Below are 21,070 nucleotides of genomic sequence, written 5' to 3'. Positions count from 1 at the left end.
GCTGGACTGGTACAACTACCACCGACCCCACACCGGCATCGGCGGCCAAACCCCAGCCAGCCGCGTCACCAACCTGTCCGATCAGCACACCTAGGTCGTACAGCTGCCAGCCGAACAGCCGGCTGAGCTCGGCGTACACGGTCAGCGCGGGGCTGATCTTCAGGAGCAGTTCGGCGGCCAGGCCGTCCCGGAGGTCGGCGCCGCAGGGCTGGCGGGGGTCGGCCTTGCTCGGCCGTAGTTCCCAGGGGGAGACGTTCTTGAAGGTCTTGGGATCGCCTGGCCAGCGCTGGTTCCACGGCTTCCTTTCCCGGTTGGACCGGGAAACCGTGGCACGCAACCGGGGTTCTGGTGCGAGTGCCTGCTGACTCCTGCGGAGCCGGACAGCGCCGTGCTCGTCGGCTCCTTCGACGCCTATGCCGCCCGCGATGCCGTGCGCTGGAGTGGCTGCTGGTGGACCTCCGCCATCCTCCATGTGCCGCACGGCGTGACAGTGGCTCGATACCTTCGGAATCTCTCTTGGATTTACCTGCGATGCCGGTCCTGGATGTCACAGGATGAGGGACATTGTTGCCGGCCCCATGGTTGGGGGCCGGCCAGGTGCAAGGGGGCACTGTGGCGGAACTTGTCATCATGACGGTGGACGGTGATGACGACGGCACTGCCGTCTTCGAGGTTGACGGCGGCTTGGTGGGCTCGGACCTGGAACTTGCAGCGGACGACGGCGTGGTAGCCCGAGCCCAAACCTCGCTCCGTCAAGCGCTGGACCGCGTGAGGCCGGCCTTGTCGCAGGTCTCTGAAACGGTCCGAGAGCTCAAGCCGGATGAGATGGAGATTCAGTTCGGGCTGAAGATCGGCGGTGAAAGCGGCGTGATCATCGCCAAGGGGACGACAGAGGTGAACTTCGCCGTCCGGGTGGTCTGGAAGGGCGCCTGATCCACATGCACGCTCGGCGGGAAGGGTTCATCGTAAAGATCCGGTCAGCGGTCTCGGGCGCTCCCATCGGCCTCGGGTTCGTTGTCGGAGGCCGGCACATCGTCACATGCGCACATGTCGTCAATGCGGCGCTCGGACGCGACAAGCACCACCTCGAACGCCCCCATGACGACGTACGAGTTCAGGTTGAGTTCGTGTTGCTCGGCGACGTCGACGGCGCACCGCTGCGTGTCTGTCGAGTGGAGGCGTGGGATCCGCCCGCCGGACCAGGCGGCTCCGGACGTGATGTAGCCGGCTTGGTCGTTGTGGGGGGAGACACCCTGCCCGTTGCAGCCGGGCCGGCGCGGTTGGTCGATGCGCGTATTGGCCTGACCGCCGATTCGCAGGTATCAGTGTTCGGCTATCCAAGTGTCCCCGACCGAAAGGACAAGGGAGCCTGGGCCAGTTGCTCCATACGGGGAGCAGTCGGTGGTGGTTTGATCCAGCTCGATGCCCGCGCCGAGGCCGCCTTGCGAGCTCAGCCCGGTTACAGCGGCACGCCGGTTGTGGCGACCGATCGCTGGGGCGATGCGGCCGTGGGGATGCTGGCCATCGCGAGCAAAGGAGGTGCAGCGCAAGATGCGTATGCGGTGCCCCTGTCGGAGGTAGCGGCCGCCTGGCCCGAGGTCCTGGGTCGGTTGGTACTTCCCCCGTGCCCGTACCGAGGGCTGCAGGCGTTCACGGCAGCAGACGCGCAGGCGGGCATCTTTGTGGGGCGCGAGCGGGAGGTCAAGCGGCTCCGGGAGATGGTGATGGCACAGCCGCTCGTTGTCGTCACCGGCCCTTCCGGTGTCGGCAAGTCGTCCCTTGTCGCGGCTGGACTGCAGCCTTCTCTCTCGGCAGACGGATGGTCCGTGGCGTCCTTCCGGCCGGGAGTGACCCCCTATGAATCGGTTGCTCGGGCCCTGCTTGATCTTGAGCATCCTGGAGCGAACCACTCCCTTGAACAGTTGGACCATCGAGCCGGGGCGCTGCGTGAGGACGGATTTTGGCCCGTGGCTTCGAAGGTTGCCCTGCTGACCGGTAAACGCCTGGCCCTCATTGGGGATCAGTTCGAGGAGGTGCTCAGCGGGAATCCGGATACGGAGAGGGCGCTGGAGTTCCTGCAGCATCTGCTGCCGCCTCCGGACACGGTGCAAGACGCAAACGTACGTCTGGTGTGCGCATTGCGCGCCGACTTTCTACCCGACTTGCTGGAACTACCTGATATCGGTTCCCGGCTGCAGGATCGGCAGTTGAACGTCTCCCCGCTGGACGAGGCAGCACTGACACGGGTGATCGTGGAACCGGCACAGCTTGCCGGCGTGGCCTTCAGTCCGGGACTGGCGGAGAAGATCGCGGGTGAGGCCAGCAGGGCGGCAGGTAGTCTGCCGCTCCTGGAATTCACCCTGACCGAACTCTGGCCCCTGCAGCGTGAACGCCAGATAAGCTTCGACAGCTATCACGGCCTCGGAGGCGTTGCCGGCGCCCTGAACCAGCACGCGGAGAAGGCCTACTACTGGCTACACGACCAACTCCGACTGGATGAGCAACGCATCCGTCGCGCCCTGCTTTCCATGATCCGTGCCCGCGGTGGGGCGGCCAGTGCCGTCCGCGTCACCGCCGACCGCTCCCATCTCGGCACTGATTGGTACATCGCTCAGCTACTTGCCGAACCGGACCGACGTCTGGTCATCCTGGGACCTGACGGACCTGAGACGGCCGAGATCGCACACGAGGCAGTGATTCGAGAATGGGACAGACTCTCTGCCTGGGTCGAGGAAGACGCCGATTTCCAGCAATGGCTGACCGTCATGGAAGAACGCGCCCGAGACGAAGACCTGCTCTCTGCCACCCGAGTGGCGGAGGCACAGCGCTGGCTGGGTGAACGGCGCCCTGACATCCCGGAGAAAGTTGCCCATCTCATCCAGCTCAGCAGCGCAGCAATCCTGGAGCAACAGCAAACTCAACAGCTGTTAAGTCAATCTCAGGAGATAGCCGCACAACTGCGGCACCAGACGGCGGAGCTGGAGGAACGGCAAAGGGCCCTCCAGGAGTCCAATGCTCAACTGGAGCAGAGAGCCGAGCTGCTGGCACAGCGGAACCGCGACGTCGAGGTCAAGAACACCGAGATCGAGGAGGCGCGGCAGGTCCTGGAGGAACGTGCCGAGCAACTCGCGCTCTCCATGCGCTACAAGACCGAGTTCCTGGCGAACATGTCGCATGAATTGCGGTCACCGCTCGACTCACTGTTGATCCTGGCCAAGCTGCTCGCCGACAACGACGAAAACAACCTCTCGCCGAGGCAGGTCGAGTTCGCAGAGACCATCCACGGCGCCGGCTCCGACCTGCTCCAGCTGATCAATGACATCCTCGACCTGTCAACGGTTGAGGCGGGCAAGATGAACGTCTCCGCCGGCCCTGCCACGCTCGTGCAGCTCGCCGACTACATAGGGGCCCTCTTCAGTCCGTTGGCAGCGGAAAAGGGCCTCGACTTCTCGGTACGTGTGTCTCCCGAACTGCCTCCCACACTGTTCACCGACGAACATCGGCTGCTGCAAGTGATGCGCAACCTGGTGTCGAATGCGATCAAGTTCACCGACTCCGGAGAGGTCGAGGTGACCATTCACCCCGCCGGCACGGAGGTGCCGCCAGACATCCGGCAGCAGCTTCTCGAGGCCGGGTCGCTGTCGGGCCCGGACGCCGACGTCGTCGCGTTCGCCGTGATGGACACGGGGATCGGTATCGCGGCCGGCCAGCTGGAGGTCATCTTCGAGGCGTTCAAGCAAGTGGACAGGATCACAAGCCGCAAGTACGGAGGTACGGGCCTCGGCCTCAGCATTTCGCGAGAGATCGCAGGGCTGCTCGGCGGTGTGATCCATGCTCAGAGCGAACCAGGTCACGGCTCGATGTTCACGCTGTACTTGCCCTTGCATCCGAGCGAGCTGTCGCAGGACGACGAGAAGGTGGCAAAGGCGCAGAACGAATTCGCCGCGCTCATCAGGCGCCGTCACGAGGCTGGAGCCCTGTCTCAGCAGCAGACGGCACTGCCTGACCCCTCTGGCGCCCGAGCGCAGTCGGGGAGCTTGATTCAGCACGGGACATGTGCGGAGCCGGCACGGGACATCCGCTTTGATGGTGAGTGGGTGTTGATCGTCGGCCACGACATACGCAGCCTTTTCGCGCTCGCCAGCCTCTTGGAACGCCGCGGTCTGAACGTGAGCTATGCCGAGAACGGCGACGATGCCCTCGATGCTCTGCAGCGGCACGACGGGATCAAGGTTCTTGTAATCGACGTCATGCCGCCGGTGGCGGACGGCCCGACGACAATCGCGAAGATTCGCCGGACGCCGGAGCGCGGTGCAATGCCCATCATCGCGCTGGCTTCGGGGGGTGCGCTCGGCGGCCAGGAGCTGGCTGTCGAGGCAGGCGCGTCCGACTGCGTGGCCAAGCCGGTCGACCCTGACGTCCTGCTGCCCCTGTTGCGTCGATGGATCGAAGAACCCGCAGACGCCCCTGAGACTGCCCCAGAAGGCTTCTGATGTGACAAAAAGGGGCCCTGCGAACAGGGCCCCTCCCTTCACACCGGCGACTACTCCCCGAGCAGGGCCCGCACCCGCTCCTGCCCCACCGCCAGCAGCAGCGTCGGCAGCCGCGGCCCCGTGTCCCGCCCGACCAGCAGGTGGTACAGCAGGGCGAAGAAGGACCGCTGGGCGGTCTTGATCTCCGGCGGCAGTTCCTTCGGCGTGGCGTCGGCCGAGAACCCGGCCTGCACCTTCGGCACGCCGTAGACGAGGTGCGTCAGCCCGTCCAGCGACCAGTGGTCGGCCAGTCCGTCGAGGAGCAGCCGCAGCGACTCCCGCCCCTGGTCGTCGAGCGACTTCAGCAGCTCGGTGTCGGGCTCGTCCCGCACGATCGTCCGCTGTTCGGCGGGCACGTGCGTGTTGATCCAGGCCTCGGCCTTGTCGTACCGCGGCCGGACCTCGTCGAGCGAGGTCAGCGGCTGCTCCGGGTCGAGCTCGCTCAGGATCCGCAGCGCCTGGTCCTCGTGCCCTGCGGTGATGTCCGCGACGGACGCCAGCGTCCGGTACGGCAGCGGCCGGGCCGTGCGCGGCAGCTCACCGGCGGCCGTGCGCACCGCGCGCGAGTGCGCGGCGGCGTCGGCGGGCAGGGCGCTGCCGTCGGCGACCTTGGCGTCCAGCCGGTCCCACTCGTCGTACAGCCGCTGGATCTCCTGGTCGAAGGCGACCTTGAAGGACTGGTTGGGCCTGCGCCGGGCGTACAGCCAGCGCAGGAGCTGCGGCTCCATGATCTTCAGGGCGTCGGCGGGCGTGGGCACGCCGCCCCGCGAGGAGGACATCTTGGCCATGCCGGAGATTCCGACGAACGCGTACATCGGCCCGATCGGCTGCTTCCCGCCGAAGATCCCGACGATCTGCCCGCCGACCTGGAACGACGACCCGGGGGACGAGTGATCGACACCGCTCGGCTCGAACACGACACCCTCGTACGCCCACCGCATCGGCCAGTCGACCTTCCAGACCAGCTTGCCGCGGTTGAACTCGCTCAGCCGGACCGTCTCCGAGAAGCCGCACGCGGTGCAGGCGTACGTCAGCTCGGTGGAGTCGTCGTCGTAGGACGTGACGGTCGTGAGGTCCTTCTCGCAGTTGCCGCAGTACGGCTTGTACGGGAAGTACCCGGCGGAGCCGGAGCTGCCGTCGTCCTCGCCGGCCGCGCCGGAGCCCTCGGCGGCCTCCAGCTCGGCCTCGTCGAGGGGCTTCTGCGACTGCTGCTTCTTGGCGGGGGCCTTCTTCGTCCGGTACTGGTCGAGGATCGCGTCGATGTCGCCGCGGTGCCTCATGGCGTGCAGGATCTGCTCGCGGTACACGCCGGAGGTGTACTGGGCGGTCTGGCTGATCCCGTCGAACTCCACGCCCAGCTCGGCCAGCGACTCGATCATCGCGGCCTTGAAGTGCTCGGCCCAGTTGGCGTGCGGGGAGCCCTTGGGCGGCGGGACGGACGTCAGCGGCTTGCCGATGTGCTCGGCCCACGACTCGTCGACGCCGGCGATGCCCTGGGGCACCTTCCGGTACCGGTCGTAGTCGTCCCAGGAGATCAGGTGCCGCACCTGGTGTCCCCGGCGGCGGATCTCGTCGGCGACGAGATGCGGGGTCATGACCTCGCGCAGGTTCCCGAGGTGGATGGGGCCGGACGGCGAGAGGCCGGACGCGACGACGACGGGTTTGCCCGGGGCCCGACGCTCCGACTCCTCGATGACCTCATCCGCGAAACGGGAGACCCAGTCGGTGGTCTCGGTGCTCTGAGCCACGATCGGCACGTCCTTCTTTCTGCATCGGGCAGCCGGTACGGTCGCACGGCTGACCGCACCATTGTCCCAGACCTGCGTGCGCCCGGAAAAACGGCTTTACCGTCCCTGAGGACTGAGCGGGAGTGAGTCCTGGTGCCAGGGCTCGTGCTCAGCCGCGTGCTCCGAACGGTGTTGGGCACGTCGGTCGCCCGCGTACGCTCCGTGTCCGGGCGGCACGCATCTGGTGTGTGGTCCGGGAACGCGGGGGCGGGGTCCCTCACGCCCCGGGGTGGCCGGTCGGGCCTGGATGGTCCGATGCCCGTAACGATCGCTCTGGTCGTTACGGGGCGGTGCCGTCCGTCGCCGGATCGGATGTCCCAGGGCGCGTCGTCCGATCGCCACGGCTGCCGCGTCGTGGCGAGTGGTCTCGCGGGTAGGGGTGGTCAGGGGCTGCTGCCAGTGCTGGGCGCCCCAGCGGGAGGTGTAGGCCGGGTCCACCGCCACCAGCGCGATGTTCTGCTCGGCCGCCATCGACACCAGCCGGGCCTTGAGGCGCGCAGTGGGGAAGCGGGAGATCAGACGTCGGAACCGTTTGTTGCGGCCGTGCTGCTCCCTGCTCTTGCCGTCCGTGAAGTCGAGGTCCTCGATCGCGATCGCCGTCGCACCCACGCGGTGGGTGTGGTGCAGCAGCCGGGTCAGCGCGTGCCGGATCTGGGCATCGCGATGCTGCGAGGGGAAGAACGGGAACGGGGGTGCTCTGCCAGGACGCGGTCACATACCAGCGGCCCCGGACCGCATCGTGGTGGATGCAGTAGGCCACCGCCCGGTTGGTCGTGATCCGATCGAGCCACTCTGCACCCCGATGTGTGAAGGTCACCTGCGCGTCGAGGACATAGCGGCCGTGCGGGGCGTTGGCCAGATGCACCAGCGCGGCCGGAAGCTTGAGCGTGACCTGTCCGGCGTCGGTGATGCGGAGGGTCTCGTTGCCGAAGCGTTTGCCCGATTCCCCGTCGGCGGACAGGAACATCCGCGCCGCCTGCCACCTCTCCCGCCACGCCCGCCGCCCAGTCCGCCTCCACAGCCGCCAGCCGGTCCTTCAACACCTGCAAGCGACGGGACTTGTGCATGCCACTCGCTGCGTGAGCCATACCCCCGCACCAGCCCATCCCGCTTGTTCGCCTTCGCACCCGGGGGGCGGGCCAGCCGGGCCTCGATCGTGGTGATCTGTCCGCGCAGCCACGCCATCTCTCCGGCCTGGCCACGCCGGGCCAGTGCCCACTGGTCGTTGACGCTCTTGGTGATGCTGCCCGCCCACCGCGCCGACGAGCAGCCTGTCAGCTCCCGCTTGCGCACCGCCCACGCACCCGGATCATGCGACACACCCTGCTGCGAGCGCACCGCAAGGTCCCGAGACGCCAGCGAGCCAAGGAAGACGCCGACTTCGTCCAGCACCGCCGCGTCCGTCTCCGAGACCCGCAGCCGGGCCCGGATCGCCACCCCCGCTGGACCGGGCACCACGAACGGCGCCACCCCCCGCAGCCCGCCCACCCCGCCCACCCCCACGCCTGGCATCGAAGATCCGACACCGAACCCAACGAGCCCCAGCCCTCGAAGGTCACGCATTCGACAGCCAAACTCCCGTTCACCAGATCCCAAGCCCGCCCGAGCACCCCCACTGCCAGACCGCTGCTCACTCACACTCGCCCCAGCACGCTTGCGCTCACGCAAGCGGCAGCAGCACAAACCCCCATGGGATACTGGCCGTGTCTATCCATTCCCTCGAGGAGAACGGCACCCTTTCCTATGGCCTCGGTCACGTCCCTCAGCGACTCCGTCCACCAGCGCCTCGCGGCGGCCCTGTCGGCAGCTCTGCCGCAGGCCGGTTCCGCGGACCCGCTGCTGCGACGAAGCGACCGGGCCGACTTCCAGGCCAACGGGATCCTGGCCCTCGCGAAGAAGGAGAAGGCGAATCCGCGGGAGCTGGCGGCGCAGGTCGTCTCCCGGGTCGAGTCGGGTGAGGTGATCAAGGAAGTCGAGGTCTCCGGCCCCGGCTTTTTGAACATCACGATCACGGACCGGGCGATCACGGAGAACCTCGCCGCGCGCTACGCGGACGACACCGGCCGCCTCGGCGTGCCGCGCGCCGAGCACCCGGGCACCACGGTCATCGACTACGCCCAGCCGAACGTGGCGAAGGAGATGCACGTCGGTCACCTGCGCTCCGCGGTGATCGGCGACTCGTTGGTGCAGTTGCTGGAGTTCACCGGCGAGAGCGTGGTCCGGCGTCACCACATCGGCGACTGGGGCACCCAGTTCGGCATGCTCATCCAGTACCTGGAGGAGCACCCGCACGAGCTGGACCACAGGGACGGCGGGGATCTCCAGGCCTCCGGCGAGCAGGCGATGTCGAACCTGGACCGCCTCTACAAGGCCGCGCGGGGCCACTTCGACTCCGACGAGGAGTTCAAGACGCGGGCCCGGCGCCGGGTGGTGGACCTCCAGGCGGGCGACCCGCACACCCTCGCCATGTGGCAGAAGTTCGTGGACGAGTCGAAGATCTACTTCTTCTCCGTCTTCGAGAAGCTGGACATGGAGGTCCGAGACCCGGACATCGTCGGCGAGTCGGGCTACAACGACATGCTCGACGAGACGTGCCGCCTGCTGGAGGAGTCCGGCGTCGCGGTCCGCTCCGAGGGCGCCCTCTGTGTCTTCTTCGACGACGTCAAGGGCCCGGACGGCAATCCGGTCCCGCTGATCGTCAAGAAGTCGGACGGCGGCTACGGCTACGCGGCGACCGACCTCTCGGCGATCCGCGACCGCGTCTTCAACATCAAGGCGAACACGCTGCTGTACGTGGTGGACGCCCGCCAGTCGCTGCACTTCAAGATGGTCTTCGAGACGGCCCGCCGAGCGGGCTGGCTGAACGAGGACGTGCACGCGGTGCAGCTCGCCTTCGGCACGGTCCTCGGCAAGGACGGCAAGCCGTTCAAGACCCGTGAGGGCGAGACGGTCCGCCTGGTCGACCTGCTCGACGAGGCGATCGACCGTGCCTCGGCGGTGGTCCGGGAGAAGGCGCAGGACCTCTCCGAGGAGGAGATCGCCGAGCGGGGCACCCAGGTGGGCATCGGCGCGGTGAAGTACGCGGACCTGTCGACGTCGGCGAACCGGGACTACAAGTTCGACCTGGACCAGATGGTCTCGCTGAACGGCGACACGTCCGTCTACCTCCAGTACGCCTACGCCCGTATCCAGTCGATCCTGCGCAAGGCCGGCGCGTCCCGCCCGGCCGCGCACCCCGAGCTGGAGCTGCACGAGGCGGAGCGCGCGCTGGGCATGCACGTGGACTCGTTCGGGGCGACGGTGGCGGAGGCGGCGACGGAGTACGCCCCGCACAAGATGACGGCGTACCTGTACCAGCTGGCGTCGCTCTACACGACGTTCTACGACAAGTGCCCGGTGCTGAAGGCCGAGTCGCCCGCGCAGATCGAGAACCGCCTGTTCCTCTGCGACGTCACGGCCCGCACGCTCCACCAGGGCATGGCCCTGCTGGGCATCCGGACGCCCGAGCGGCTCTGAGCCCGGCCCCGCCGTGACAGGCCGAGGGCGGCACCCCCCGTAGGGTGCCGCCCTCGGGCGTTACGGGGCGCAGGTCACCGGCAGTTGACCCACTTGTTGGACTTTGTGTAATGGCCCGTGCTGTCGGTCGCCTTGTTTCCCCTCGGGATGATGCCGTCGCTCCCGGGGTGGTTCTTCCCGGAGAACCACTGGAAGTCGCAGGAGGCGCCGTGGTTGTACCAGGACCGGAAGTTCTGGAAGACAGCGAACTTGGTCAGGTCCTTGTTGGTCCCCGCGACCTTCTGCATGCGGCCGGTGTAGTTCTGCCCGGCCCAGACGCAGAACCAGCCCGACGGACAGTCCGACGCGGCCTGCGGCCCGACCTCGGCCGCACCGGTCGTACCCGCGCCGCCGGCCAGCAGACCACCGGTCAGCGCGAGGCCCCGGTCATGACGGCGAGCTTCCTGGTCATACGCATGCTGTTTCCCCCTTCGTGGGCGGGCCGACCGCACCGGCCGGCTCGGCAACGAGCCTGCGGCCCGGGGAGCGGCCAGGCGGCGCCGACGGCGCGTACGGACCCGCCCGCGCGCCCGGAGCCGGACGTCAGACCTGCCGCCGGCGGCCGGGGCGCGGTCATGGCGATCCTCGCGTCGGTGTGCGCGACAGCGGCCGGCGGCCTGTCCGTGGCCCTGGTCCTCCTCGCGGGCCAGTCCGGCGACCCCCGGCCGTCCCCGCCGCCCCTGCAGTCTCCTTCCGCGCCGGCACCCCGCTGCCGTGTGGCCACCTGCGAGGGCAGGAGTCCGATGCACATGAGCTGCGGCGTGGCTCCGCTCACGCTCGCCTCGCACCCCGCGTCCACCGGAGCCCACCTGGAACTGCGCTACAGCGAGAAGTGCGAGGCCGGCTGGGCCCGGATGTGGGGCACGCGGATCGGCGACCGGCTGGAGCTGAACAGGCCCGACGGAGGCCGCCGCCCGCACTCCGCCGAGATCACGGACGACGTCGCCGCACAGTCCTGCGTCTACACGCCCATGACCGAAGCCAGGCCAGGCACGACCGTCCGGGCCTGCTTCCGCCCGGTGACGGGAGGCAGCCGCGAGTGCTTCGACGCCCGCGTCTGACCGGGCGCCGGGTCAGCGCCGGGCCGTGGTGCCGGCGCCGTCGAGCGCCTCCCGGACGATGTCCGCGTGCCCGGCGTGCTGGGCCGTCTCCCTGATCAGGTGCAGCAGGATCCGGCGCGCCGACCAGTACTCGGGCTCGGGCGGCGACCACGGAGTCGTCGGCAGAAGCACGTTCCGCCCCAGGTCCGGCAGACCGGCCAGGGCCTCGTCGGTCACCCGGGCGGCCGCCGCGTACCGCTCCAGCAGCGCGGCGAGCGTGTCGCCCTCGGCCATCCGGTACTGCCCCATGTCCAGCATGCCGTCGGGCAGTTCACCGTCTCCCTCGACCATGATCCGCGTCCATGCCTCCTCGCCCTGGGCGAGGTGCTTCACGATCCCGCCCAGGGTCAGCTCACTGACGGTCGTACGCTGTGCGGCCTGCGCGTCGGTGAGTCCGCGCACGGTGATCAGCAGCAACTCCCGCTGCTCCGCGAGCGCCTGCGACAGGTCCGTCTTCTCCGGGGAAGTGGTCATGGGACGACCGTAGGGAGCATGTAGGTCAGATCCTGTCTGCTGGCCCTGTCCGCTGGCCTGCTCGGCTCATGCCTGTGTCAGTGGTCCGCTCATGCCACTGTCAGTGGCCGGCTCTACAGTCACCACCATGGCGACTCTTCCCAACCCGCTGCCCGCACTCGCGGCAGACCCGCGCGGTCGTGCGCTCGGGCTCCAACTCCCCGCCGGGGCGCTCGTCGACACCACCGACGAGGGTCCCTGGCACGAGCCGTTGCTGTGGCGCGCGGACGAGCGGGCCCTGCCGGGTGGCTGGACAGCACTGGAGCCGGCCCGTCGTACGGGACTGCTGCCGGTCCTGCTCGACGTGGGCGACGGGCACGGCGGGCCGGACCGCTGGGAGTTGATGCCCGGCGGGGTGTCGTACCCCGGGGACCACGACGCCGAGGAGGTGCTCGCGGAGTACTGGGAGGAGTACGCCCCGGAGGGCGACGCATGGCCCGGGCCGGCCGGCCCGCCCCCGCTCCAGCAGGACCCTGACGTCGTCGCCGCCGGCCTCGCGGACTCGCTGCTCGACGGCGGAGGCCCGCTGAAGGATCCCCGCCTCGCCCTCGTCCCGGCCCGCCGCAGCGCGGACATACCGACGGCGATCGGCTGGACGGGCCCGGCGAACCACGAGGGCGACACGGCCCGGCTCAGCGCGGTGCTGCGCTCCTGGGAGGACCGCTTCGGCATACGGGTCCTGGCGCTCGGCTTCGATCACCTGCTGGTGTCGGTCGCCGCCCCACCCGTCACCCTGGCCGACGCGGAGGCCGTCGCCGCCGAGCACTTCGCGTTCTGCCCGGACAACATCTGGCAGGGCACAGACCCGACGGTGCGGGCCTACGCCGAGCACCAGGTCCTCGACCAGCCGGTCTGGCACTTCTGGTGGGACTGACGCGGCCCGTCAGCCGGTCAGCAGCGTCATCTCCTGCGGCGCGGTGATGCCGAACTCCTCGTCCAGGAGCTGTCGCGCCTCCGCATCACCGGTCACCTCCCGCTCGGTGACCGTCCCGTCGGGGTGGGTCTCCCTGAGGAGCCGGCCGTCGAGCAGGAGATGCCGCGTGGAACTGAGGTGCTGGAGGTAGAGGCGCTGGGTGAACGGCGAGCGCGGGTTGGTCGCGACGTGCCAGTTGATGACGTCGAAGTCGGGCTTCTCGAAGGGCTCCAGGGTGAAGGCGTACTGCCCGATCCAGTCGTCCTTGCCCGGGTCGTGGGCCTGGAGCAGCCACATCTCCAGCGGACCGTCGTGCGGCACGTGCACCAGGCGGTGCCGCCGTCCGGCCCCGGCGAACTCGACGTCCGCCACCAGCGGCACCGGCTCCAGCAGCGAACCGATCGCCCCGAAGCCGACGTCCGCGAGGTACGGCCGCGGTTCGCCGGGGACCTCGGCGAGCAGCGCCATGTGCGTGCGCGGCCGGCTCGCGATGGTGTCGGCGCCCAGGGCGACCCGCGCGGCCAGCAGGGTCACCCGGTAACCCAGCGCCTCCAGCGCACGGGCGAACAGCGTGTTGTGCTCGTAGCAGTAGCCGCCGCGCCGGCTGTGGACCAGCTTGGCCATGAGGTCGGCCGGATCGAGGGAGGGAGCCCTGCGGCGCAGTGCGTCGAGGTTCTCGAACGGGAGGGCCCGCAGGTGCGCCAGATGCACACCGCGCAGGGTGGCCGGGTCGGCCCGCCGTTCCCCCTCCCATCCGATCCGCCGGAGATACGCGTCCAGGTCGAACTGTACGGAGTCGAGCATGACGTCACCGTAACCACATCGGTCCCAGCCGCCCGCAGTCCACAGCCGGAACCGCACCCCCGCCGTTGGTCCTAGGGCCTGTCGTTTGGATCACGCCGCAGACGCGGGGTCTGGCACGCGCATCTGCGCTGAAGAGATGCCGTCGATTCCCTGCGACCTGATCCAAACGACAGACCCTAGGCCCCCGGCGTGCCGACCCGCAGTCCTTTCCCGAGCCTCCGCAGCCCTTCCTCGATCTCCTCCGGCGTCTGCGTCACGAAGCACAGTCGCAGGGTCCTGCGGTCGGGCGTGCCGGCGTAGAAGGGGGCGCCCGGGACGTACGCCACGTCGTAGCGCACGGCCTGCGGCAGCAGGGCCGTCGTGTCGTACGGCTCGGGCAGGCGCGCCCAGAGGAACATGCCGCCCTCGGGCCGGGTCCAGACCGACCCCTCGGGCAGCGCACCGGGCAGCCCCGCGAGCATGGCGTCCCGGCGTTCGCGGTACACGCCGGCGACGCGCGTGACGTGGGCGTCCAGGTCGTGGTCGGCGAGGTACCGGGCCGCGGCTAGCTGGTTGACGGTCGGCGTGTGCAGGTCGGCGGCCTGCTTGGCGACGGCACAGGCACGCCGCAGCTCGCCGGGCGCGCGCAGCCAGCCCAGCCGCAGACCGGGCGCCATGACCTTGGAGAAGCTGCCGAGCAGGACCGTACGGTCCTCGGCGCCCGGGTGGGAGGCGATCCACGGCACGCGTTCGCCCTCGTAGCGGAGCTCCCCGTAGGGGTCGTCCTCGACGATCCACAGCCCTCGCCGGGCGGCGACGGCGGCCACGGCGGCGCGCCGCTCGGCGGGCAGCGTGCGGCCGGTTGGGTTCTGGAAGGTGGGCACGGTGTAGAGCAGCTTGGGCCGCTCGCGCACCACGAGCTCCTCCAGCGCCTCGGGATCGACACCGTGCTCGTCGCCGGGCGCGGCCACGACCCGCGCTCCGGCGAAGCCGAACGCCTGAAGGGCCGCCAGATAACAGGGGTTCTCGACGAGGACGGTGTCCCCGGGTTCGAGCAGCGCGGTGGCAAGGAGCGAGAGGGCCTGCTGGGAGCCGGTGGTGACGAGCAGGTCGTCGGGACCGGTCGGCAGTCCGCGTGCCGTGGTGCGGTCGGCGAGCGCGGCCCGCAGCACGGGCTCGCCCTCGGTCGTGGAGTACTGCAGCGCCCGCGCGGGTTCCTCGGCGAGGACGGCCCGGTACGTGGCCGCGATGCCCTCCGCGTCGAACAGCTCCGGCGCCGGCAGCCCGCCCGCGAAGTTGATCACCTCGGGGCGGGCGGTGACGGCGAGGATGTCCCGCACGGGAGAACCGCCGACCGATCGCGCCCGCGCGGCGAGCGGCGGCACGGGAGAGGAGGCCGGCGCGGTCTCGGTCTCGGGCTCGGGCTCGGTCTCGGGCTCGGTGACGGTCATGACACGGCTCCTTCGACTGCGGTGACGGCTGGTGCGCCGCAGCCTAGAGAAGTACTTGCCGCCTACAAACACATTTCCGCGATCCGGACACGGCACGGCTCAGCCCTTGGCGGCCAACCCCGCATACACGTTGATGTCCGCGTCCGTGACGTCGTTGATGTCGCGGTAGCGGACCTTCTCGATGTCGTCGAGACCGGCGAGGTACGACTCCTCCGGCTGCTCGGGGACGGGAGCGGCGTCGTCGGGCCGCCAGCGGTGCGCGGGCACGACCCCCGGGTCGGCGATCTCCAGGGAGTTCTCCGTGAAGAACCGCTCCACCTCCGCCCGGGACCGCAGAACGAAGGTGAACCCCCGCTCGGTGTACGTCCGCTGGACCGCCCGGATGTTCTCGGGGTTGAGGTCCTCGGTGAGGTGACTGAGCACCAGCCGGCTGCCGACGGGCAGCGCGTCGAGCAGCTCGCCCACCAGCGGATACGCCTCCTCGTCCGCGACGAAGTGCAGGATGGCGACCAGGCAGAGGGCGACCGGCTGGTCGAAGTCCAGGGTCTTGGCGGCCTGTTCCAGGATGCGGGCCGGATCCCGCAGATCGGCGTCGATGTAGTCCGTACGCCCCTCGGGTCCGCTCGTCAGCAAGGCCCGCGCGTGCGCGAGCACGACCGGGTCGTTGTCGACGTACACGACCCGCGAGTCGGGCGCGATGCGCTGCGCGATCTGGTGCACGTTCTCGGCGGTCGGCAGTCCCGTGCCGATGTCGAGGAACTGCCGGATGCCGTCCTGCTCGACCAGCGTGGTCACCGCGCGGCGCAGGAAGTCGCGGTTGTGCCGTACGTCGAGGTACCCGCGCGGGTTGGCGGCGAGCGCGGCGGCGGCCGCGTCCCGGTCGGCCGGGTAGTGGTCCTTGCCGCCGAGGAAGACGTCGTAGACCCGGGCCGGGTGCGCCTTGCTGCTGTCGATCCTCCTCTGCAGCTCGGCGGGATTCTGACTGAGGGCGTCACCGGTCATGGACGTCTCCCTGAAGAGTAGGTGGTTCAATCAGCAACCACTTCGGCGGTCAACAACCTAACGGTTCAGGGGATTTGATGGTGCCCATGCAGCCCGACCACCCGCCGACGACGACGCTGTGGCGCCCCACCGGTCCCAAGGAGCTGGACCTGGTACGGGAGCTCGACTGGCGGGCCTGGCCACCCCGGCTCCCGGAGCAGCCGATCTTCTACCCGGTCCTCAACGAGGACTACGCCGTCAGAATCGCGCGCGACTGGAACGTCAAGCACGACGGCGCTGGCTTCGTCACCCGGTTCGAGGTCGACTCCGGCTTCCTGCGCCGGTACCCGGTCCAGCAGGCGGGCGGGGAGACGATCCTCGAACTGTGGGTACCGGCCGAGGAACCCGACGAGTTCAACGCCCACATCGTCGGCAGGATCGAGCTGGTTCACGAGTTCCACTGACTCAGTCGGTGCTCCCGGCCTCGACCCACTTGTCGCCGCCCAGCGGGAACTCGTACGCCGGACGCCCGTTGTTCCCGCTCGTCCGGAAGGGCCGGCCCCGGTCGTCCACCGTCAACGTGCCGCTCCGGCCGCCGCTGGACCAGCTCAGCTCCAGGTACCAGCTGACGTCGTACGCGGAGGCGTCGGCCCGGATGTAGTAGACCTCCGGGTCGGACTCGCTCACCGAGAACGGGAAGTCGTCGTGCCCCGCCTCCGGGACGACGGCGGGACGCGCGGCATCGAGGGCGACCGTGAAGGAACGGGTCTGGACGCCGCCGCCGCAGCCGACGCCCGGATAGCCCATGGCGTAGTCGTTCCAGGCGAGCGGCGCACGCTTGCCTGCCATACGGACCGTCAGCCCGTCGACGACCACCGTCTCCTTGCCGGTGCCCTGCACGGTCAGCTTCAGATACTGCTGCCCCGACGGCACGGCACCCATCGCCCCCACCCAGGCGGGCGCGTCCTGCTCCAGCGGCGGCGGCCCCACCCGCCCCGGCGGCCGGTTCACCAGGTAGCGCTGGGAACAGGGGCTCTCCCAGGCGTGCGGCTCGGTGTTCACGGTGAGGGGGGCTGGGCGCGAGGAGGCGGCGGGGTCCCGTCCGGGGCGGTCGGCGCCTGCGCCGGTGCCGGTTCCGGTGCCGACGCCGGTGGCAGAGGCGGATGAGCTGGGCGTCGCGGAGGCGGCGTCCTTCCCGCCGCCCTTCTTCTTGCCGCTGCCGGGCGAGGAACTGCCCGAGGGCGACGCTGATGCCGCCGTTCCGCCCTCAGGCTGCTGCCGGTTGCCGTCGGAGACCGCCGCCGAACCACGACGCCCGTCCTCGTCCGCCCCGCCGGAGGGAACGGCCACGGCGATCCCGACGACACCCAGGACCACGGCCACGGCGGCAGCGGCGAGTAGGGCGGGGCGGGGCCGGCGCGGGCGGCGGTCCACCGGCCCCCCTGAAACAACCTCGCCCGCCTGCTCCGGAAGACCTGCTTCCGAGGGAGCCTCCACCTCGGACACCGCCTCCTCGGACACCGCCTCGGCGGTCACCGTCTCCGCGGTCACCGCCCCGGCGGCCGGAGCGGCGGCGGCCCCCTTACGCCCACGGCCCGCATCCGCCAGCACCCACCGCCGATGCAGCTCGACAAGCTCCTCGGACGACGCCTTGCACAACCGGGCGAGCCTCTCCACAGGCGCGTAGTCGGTGGGTACGGCATCCCCGTTGCAGTACCGGTGCAGCGTCGACGTACTCATGTGGAGCCGCTTGGCGAGCACCCCGTAGCTCAGCCCGGACCGCTCCTTCAACTCCCCCAGCAACGCGGCGAAGTCTGCCGCGGCCGTGTCTTCCGACACCGTTCCTCCACCCCCATGTCCCGTTCCCCCGTTCCAGGGGAGGGTCGTTTCCCCTGGTCAACGCATGTGCGGGCGTTCCAGCGTCCCTGATCGTCCGCCGGCTGTGGCGGCTGGGACGGATCACCGCACAAGCTCTGGTCATCCAAGCACGCCGCTCCCGGCCGACCGGTAGAGCGGCTCGCTCAGGCCTTCTCGCCAACAACGTTTGTCCGAAAGGGAACCACCCATGCGCAAGTACCACGCTCTCCCCGTCGCCCTCCTGGCCGCCCTCGCTCTCACGGCGTGCCAGGACGGCACGGGCACACAGGACGAGGGTGCAGCCAAGCCGCAGCTGACGGCGACGACGAGCACCACGCCCACCACCGCGGCCGCCGACACGGCGAGCGACACGGCTGCCGACACGGCCACGAACGCGAAGGACACGCAGACGAAGGACACAAACGCCAAGGGCACGAGCGCGAAGGGCACGAAGCCCGGGACGGCCGCCGCCCCCGCCGCCCGTGTCTCCTGCAACGGCGCCAACACCACCGTCACGGCCAAGCGGGTCCCCCGCCCCCTCAACCACATGCTGATCACGGTGAAGAACACCGGCTCGAAGACGTGCGACCTCACCTACTACCCGGTGCTGCGCTTCGACGAGATGCAGTGGGCCCCGCAGCCGATCGCGGAATCCAAGCCGCAGGCCGTGACGACCCTGGCACCCGGAGAGTCCGGCTACGCGGGCGTAGTGCTGTCGGCGGCCGACGGCAGCGGCACCGGCGGCACCACCGGCCGCAAGCTCACCGTCGGCTTCCAGGGCCGCACGCCGCACAGCAGCGGCGGCCCCTCGGCGATCCCGCGGCTGCCCGCCGAGGGCGTGTACTACGACAGCTCGCTGACCGTCACGTACTGGCTGCGGGACATGGAGCAGGCCCTGTCCTACTGATCCTTGAGCTGCTGGGCCACCTCGGTGGCCCAGTAGGTGAGGATGCTCCGGGCGCCCGCCCGCCGGATACCGGTCAAGGCCTCCATGATCGCGCGGTCCCGGTCGATCCAGCCCTTCTCGGCGGCGGCCTCGATCATCGAGTACTCGCCGGAGATCTGGTAGGCGGCGACGGGCACGTCCACGGCGTCCGCGACCCGGGCGAGGATGTCCAGGTAGGGCCCCGCGGGCTTGACCATGACCATGTCGGCGCCCTCCTCCAGATCGAGGGCGAGTTCCCGCATGGACTCACGCACGTTCGCGGGATCCTGCTGGTAGGTCTTCCGGTCCCCCTGCAGGGACGAGCCGACGGCCTCCCGGAACGGCCCGTAGAAGGCGGAGGCGTACTTGACGGTGTAGGCGAGGATGGCGACGTCCTCCCGCCCGATCTGGTCGAGGGCGTCACGGACGACGCCGATCTGCCCGTCCATCATCCCGCTGGGGCCGACCACATGGGCCCCGGCATCGGCCTGCACCTGGGCCATCTCGGCGTACCGCTCCAGGGTCGCGTCGTTGTCGACCCGCCCCTGGGCGTCCAGCACCCCGCAGTGCCCGTGATCGGTGGTCTCGTCGAGACACAGATCGGACATGACGAGCAGGTCGTCACCGACTTCGGCCCGCACGTCCCGGATGGCGACCTGGAGAATCCCGTCCGGGTCGGTCCCCGGCGTCCCGAGGGCGTCCTTCTTCGACTCCTCCGGCACGCCGAACAGCATGATCCCGGAGATCCCCGCCGCGACGGCCTCCGCGGCGGCCTTCTTCAAACTGTCCCGGGTGTGCTGCACGACCCCCGGCATGGCCGCGATCGGCACCGGCTCGCTGACGCCCTCGCGCACGAAGGCCGGAAGAATGAGATCGGCAGGGTGCAACCGGGTCTCGGCGACCATCCGACGCATGACGGGATTGCTCCGCAACCGCCGCGGCCGCGTACCGGGAAAAGATCCGTACGTCGTCATGCCGTCTACGCTACGCCCGCCCAAAACCGCCCGATGCCGACGCACTGTCGGAACTCAGCTGCGGGCATGCGTGCCGCTAGGGGCGGCACGGGTGGGCGCAGCGGCACCTCGTCGCGCCGAGCTGCGCACCCACCCGGCCCCAGCCCCCACGCCGGGCACCAAGCACCCCACAGCCCCACGGTGCGCCCGCCACTCACCAGGTCCATCCTGAAAACAACAACAAGGACAAGGACCCCGACGGCCTGCCCCCCGCCGCCGCCGTCCCTCCGTACGCCACCCACGGAGGACGCGATGACCGCCCGCCACGACACGCCCGACCTCTTCGCCCTCTCGGAAATCCACGGCCCGGTCCTGCGCCCCGGCGATCCCGCCTACGCCGACGAGGTCACCGGCTTCAACCTGGCCGCCCTCCACACCCCCGACGTGGTCATCGGAGCAACCGGCCCGGATGACATCGTCACCGCCCTGCGCTGGGCGAAAGCCACCAACACCCCCGTCGCCGTCCAGGCCACCGGCCACGGCGCCAACTTCCCCATCGAACAGGGCCTCCTGATCAACACGTCCCGCATGACCGACGTCCAGGTGGACCCCATCACCCGCACAGCGACCATCGCCGCGGGCGCGAAGTGGAGCCACGTCATGGCCGCAGCCGCCCCCCACGGCCTCGCCGGCCTGTGCGGCACCTCCACGGACGCGGGCGTCATCGGCTACACCCTCGGCGGCGGACTCCCCGTCCTCGGCCGTGCCTACGGCTACGCCGCCGACCTGGTCCGCTCCTTCCAGGTCGTCACCCCGGACGGCCACCTGCGCGAATCGGACCCCCAGCACGAACCGGAACTGTTCTGGGCCCTGCGCGGCGGCAAGGGCAACGTCGGCGTCGTCACCTCACTCGTCACCGAACTGCTGCCGCTCCCCCGCCTCTACGGCGGCGGCATCTACTGTCCGGGCGAACACACCGAGGCCCTGCTCCAGACCTGGGCGGACTGGACCCACACCGTCCCGGACGAGATGTGCAGCGCGTTCACGATCCTGCGCCTGCCGCCCATCCCCCAGATCCCGGAGCCGCTGCGCGGCGGCTTCTGGGCCCGCGTGGTGATCGCCTGGCCCGGCCTCCCGGCCGAGGGCGAGGCACTGATCGCACCGCTGCGCGCAGCCGCTCCCGTGGCCTTCGACACGGTCGAGGTGATGGACCACGCGGCCCTGGACCGCATCCACTTGGAACCGCAGGACCCGCTCCCCGGAAGGGAATCCTGCCTGCTCCTGCGCGACCTGCCCCCGGACGCCATCCGCGCGTTGCTGGACCAGGTCGGTCCCGCGGCGGGCGTCGACCACCCGCTGCTGATGGTCGAGATACGCCACATGGGCGGCGCGATGTCCCGCCCGTCCCTCGTCGAGGACGCCGTCTGCGCCCGCGACGCCCAGTACTTCATCGACTCCGTCGGCATCCTGGCCGCGCCACCCGCCGCCGAGGCCATCGAACAGGCGACGCAGCAGCTCTACACGGCCATGGCCCCCTACGGCACGGGCCGCACCATGGTCAACATCCACGGCACCCCGGGCGACGACCGGGACCGCGCCCGCGCCTGGACTCCGGAGGTCTACGAACGCCTACGCCACGACAAGGCCACCTACGACCCGGACAACCTGCTGCGCTACGGCCACGCGGTGACCCCCGCGTAGCCGCAGCCAACTTCCTCGG

General features: G+C 69.8%; 16 protein-coding genes and 3 pseudogenes. 9 read left to right on the top strand and 10 right to left on the bottom strand.

Annotation, left to right across the window (positions count from 1 at the left end; all coding sequences use genetic code 11):
- Positions 1-337, bottom strand: a 337-nt coding sequence (locus ACIBNA_RS42950; RefSeq protein WP_399170797.1) for a hypothetical protein, incomplete at its 3' end; no start/stop codon positions are given.
- Positions 338-612: 275 nt separating this feature from the next.
- On the opposite strand from ACIBNA_RS42950, the gene ACIBNA_RS42945 reads away from it, so the two are divergent.
- From ACIBNA_RS42945 to ACIBNA_RS42935, 3 genes and pseudogenes are all read left to right on the top strand, one after another.
- On the top strand, positions 613-933 hold the full coding sequence (locus tag ACIBNA_RS42945; RefSeq protein ID WP_399170796.1) for a CU044_2847 family protein: 321 nt from the start codon (positions 613-615) through the stop codon (positions 931-933).
- 5 nt (positions 934-938) lie between these two features.
- Positions 939-2,723: pseudogene (locus tag ACIBNA_RS42940) on the top strand (serine protease); the annotation flags it as partial.
- A gap of 192 nt (positions 2,724-2,915) precedes the next feature.
- Positions 2,916-4,493, top strand: a pseudogene (locus ACIBNA_RS42935) (hybrid sensor histidine kinase/response regulator); the annotation flags it as partial.
- A gap of 50 nt (positions 4,494-4,543) precedes the next feature.
- On the opposite strand, the gene lysS reads toward ACIBNA_RS42935, so the two are convergent.
- Positions 4,544-6,289 (bottom strand): lysine--tRNA ligase, encoded by a 1,746-nt coding sequence (gene lysS, locus ACIBNA_RS42930; protein WP_399170795.1) that lies wholly within the window; start codon positions 6,287-6,289, stop codon positions 4,544-4,546.
- 87 nt (positions 6,290-6,376) lie between these two features.
- Positions 6,377-7,807, bottom strand: a pseudogene (locus tag ACIBNA_RS42925) (IS200/IS605 family accessory protein TnpB-related protein).
- A gap of 255 nt (positions 7,808-8,062) precedes the next feature.
- Here ACIBNA_RS42925 and argS point away from each other — a divergent pair.
- A complete protein-coding gene (argS, locus tag ACIBNA_RS42920; RefSeq protein WP_399170794.1) occupies positions 8,063-9,835 on the top strand; it encodes an arginine--tRNA ligase in 1,773 nt (590 codons plus the stop codon).
- Between the two features lie 74 nt (positions 9,836-9,909).
- Here the strand turns inward: argS and ACIBNA_RS42915 are convergent, their stop codons facing one another.
- Positions 9,910-10,326, bottom strand: a complete 417-nt coding sequence (locus tag ACIBNA_RS42915) for a peptidase inhibitor family I36 protein (RefSeq protein ID WP_399170793.1) — start codon at positions 10,324-10,326, stop codon at positions 9,910-9,912.
- A gap of 123 nt (positions 10,327-10,449) precedes the next feature.
- Between ACIBNA_RS42915 and ACIBNA_RS42910 the strand changes: the two genes are divergently transcribed.
- A complete protein-coding gene (locus tag ACIBNA_RS42910; RefSeq protein WP_399170791.1) occupies positions 10,450-10,935 on the top strand; it encodes a DUF2690 domain-containing protein in 486 nt (161 codons plus the stop codon).
- 12 nt (positions 10,936-10,947) lie between these two features.
- On the opposite strand, the gene ACIBNA_RS42905 is transcribed toward ACIBNA_RS42910, so the two are convergent.
- Positions 10,948-11,448 carry a DinB family protein gene (locus ACIBNA_RS42905; protein WP_399170790.1) on the bottom strand — a complete coding sequence of 167 codons (501 nt, stop codon included), beginning with the start codon at positions 11,446-11,448 and terminating at the stop codon, positions 10,948-10,950.
- Positions 11,449-11,575: 127 nt separating this feature from the next.
- Here ACIBNA_RS42905 and ACIBNA_RS42900 point away from each other — a divergent pair, with 127 nt between their 5' ends.
- Positions 11,576-12,361, top strand: coding sequence for a DUF4253 domain-containing protein (locus ACIBNA_RS42900; RefSeq protein WP_399170789.1), 786 nt, complete (start codon positions 11,576-11,578; stop codon positions 12,359-12,361).
- A gap of 9 nt (positions 12,362-12,370) precedes the next feature.
- On the opposite strand, the gene ACIBNA_RS42895 is transcribed toward ACIBNA_RS42900, so the two are convergent.
- The 3 genes from ACIBNA_RS42895 to ACIBNA_RS42885 all read right to left on the bottom strand — a co-directional run bounded on the left by ACIBNA_RS42895 (position 12,371) and on the right by ACIBNA_RS42885 (position 15,636).
- A complete protein-coding gene (locus ACIBNA_RS42895; protein ID WP_399170788.1) occupies positions 12,371-13,204 on the bottom strand; it encodes an arylamine N-acetyltransferase in 834 nt (277 codons plus the stop codon).
- A gap of 176 nt (positions 13,205-13,380) precedes the next feature.
- The gene (locus ACIBNA_RS42890; protein ID WP_399170786.1) at positions 13,381-14,634 is read right to left on the bottom strand and encodes a PLP-dependent aminotransferase family protein; all 1,254 of its coding nucleotides are present in this window, start codon (positions 14,632-14,634) and stop codon (positions 13,381-13,383) included.
- Positions 14,635-14,733: 99 nt separating this feature from the next.
- Positions 14,734-15,636, bottom strand: coding sequence for an SAM-dependent methyltransferase (locus tag ACIBNA_RS42885; RefSeq protein ID WP_399170785.1), 903 nt, complete (start codon positions 15,634-15,636; stop codon positions 14,734-14,736).
- A gap of 86 nt (positions 15,637-15,722) precedes the next feature.
- On the opposite strand from ACIBNA_RS42885, the gene ACIBNA_RS42880 reads away from it, so the two are divergent.
- Positions 15,723-16,079: a hypothetical protein gene (locus ACIBNA_RS42880; protein ID WP_399170783.1), complete on the top strand. Its 357-nt coding sequence runs from the start codon at positions 15,723-15,725 to the stop codon at positions 16,077-16,079.
- A gap of 1 nt (position 16,080) precedes the next feature.
- On the opposite strand, the gene ACIBNA_RS42875 is transcribed toward ACIBNA_RS42880, so the two are convergent.
- Positions 16,081-17,454: a helix-turn-helix domain-containing protein gene (locus ACIBNA_RS42875; RefSeq protein WP_399170782.1), complete on the bottom strand. Its 1,374-nt coding sequence runs from the start codon at positions 17,452-17,454 to the stop codon at positions 16,081-16,083.
- A 226-nt stretch (positions 17,455-17,680) separates the two neighbouring features.
- Between ACIBNA_RS42875 and ACIBNA_RS42870 the strand changes: the two genes are divergently transcribed.
- Positions 17,681-18,379 carry a DUF4232 domain-containing protein gene (locus ACIBNA_RS42870; protein ID WP_399170781.1) on the top strand — a complete coding sequence of 233 codons (699 nt, stop codon included), beginning with the start codon at positions 17,681-17,683 and terminating at the stop codon, positions 18,377-18,379.
- Here the strand turns inward: ACIBNA_RS42870 and hemB are convergent.
- Positions 18,373-19,371: a porphobilinogen synthase gene (hemB, locus tag ACIBNA_RS42865; protein ID WP_399170780.1), complete on the bottom strand. Its 999-nt coding sequence runs from the start codon at positions 19,369-19,371 to the stop codon at positions 18,373-18,375. The two genes, ACIBNA_RS42870 and hemB, sit on opposite strands and share 7 nt — an antisense overlap.
- Before the next feature lie 291 nt (positions 19,372-19,662).
- Here hemB and ACIBNA_RS42860 point away from each other — a divergent pair, with 291 nt between their 5' ends.
- Entirely contained in the window at positions 19,663-21,051 is a 1,389-nt protein-coding gene (locus ACIBNA_RS42860) for an FAD-binding oxidoreductase (RefSeq protein ID WP_399170779.1), read from the top strand.
- Positions 21,052-21,070 lie beyond the last annotated feature (19 nt).

This window comes from Streptomyces sp. NPDC050164, from assembly GCF_044459945.1.
Classification (GTDB): Bacteria; Actinomycetota; Actinomycetes; order Streptomycetales; family Streptomycetaceae; genus Streptomyces; species Streptomyces coeruleorubidus_A.
The sequence above is the reverse complement of the archived record's forward strand: the minus strand, read 5'-3'. Positions and strand labels throughout refer to the sequence as shown.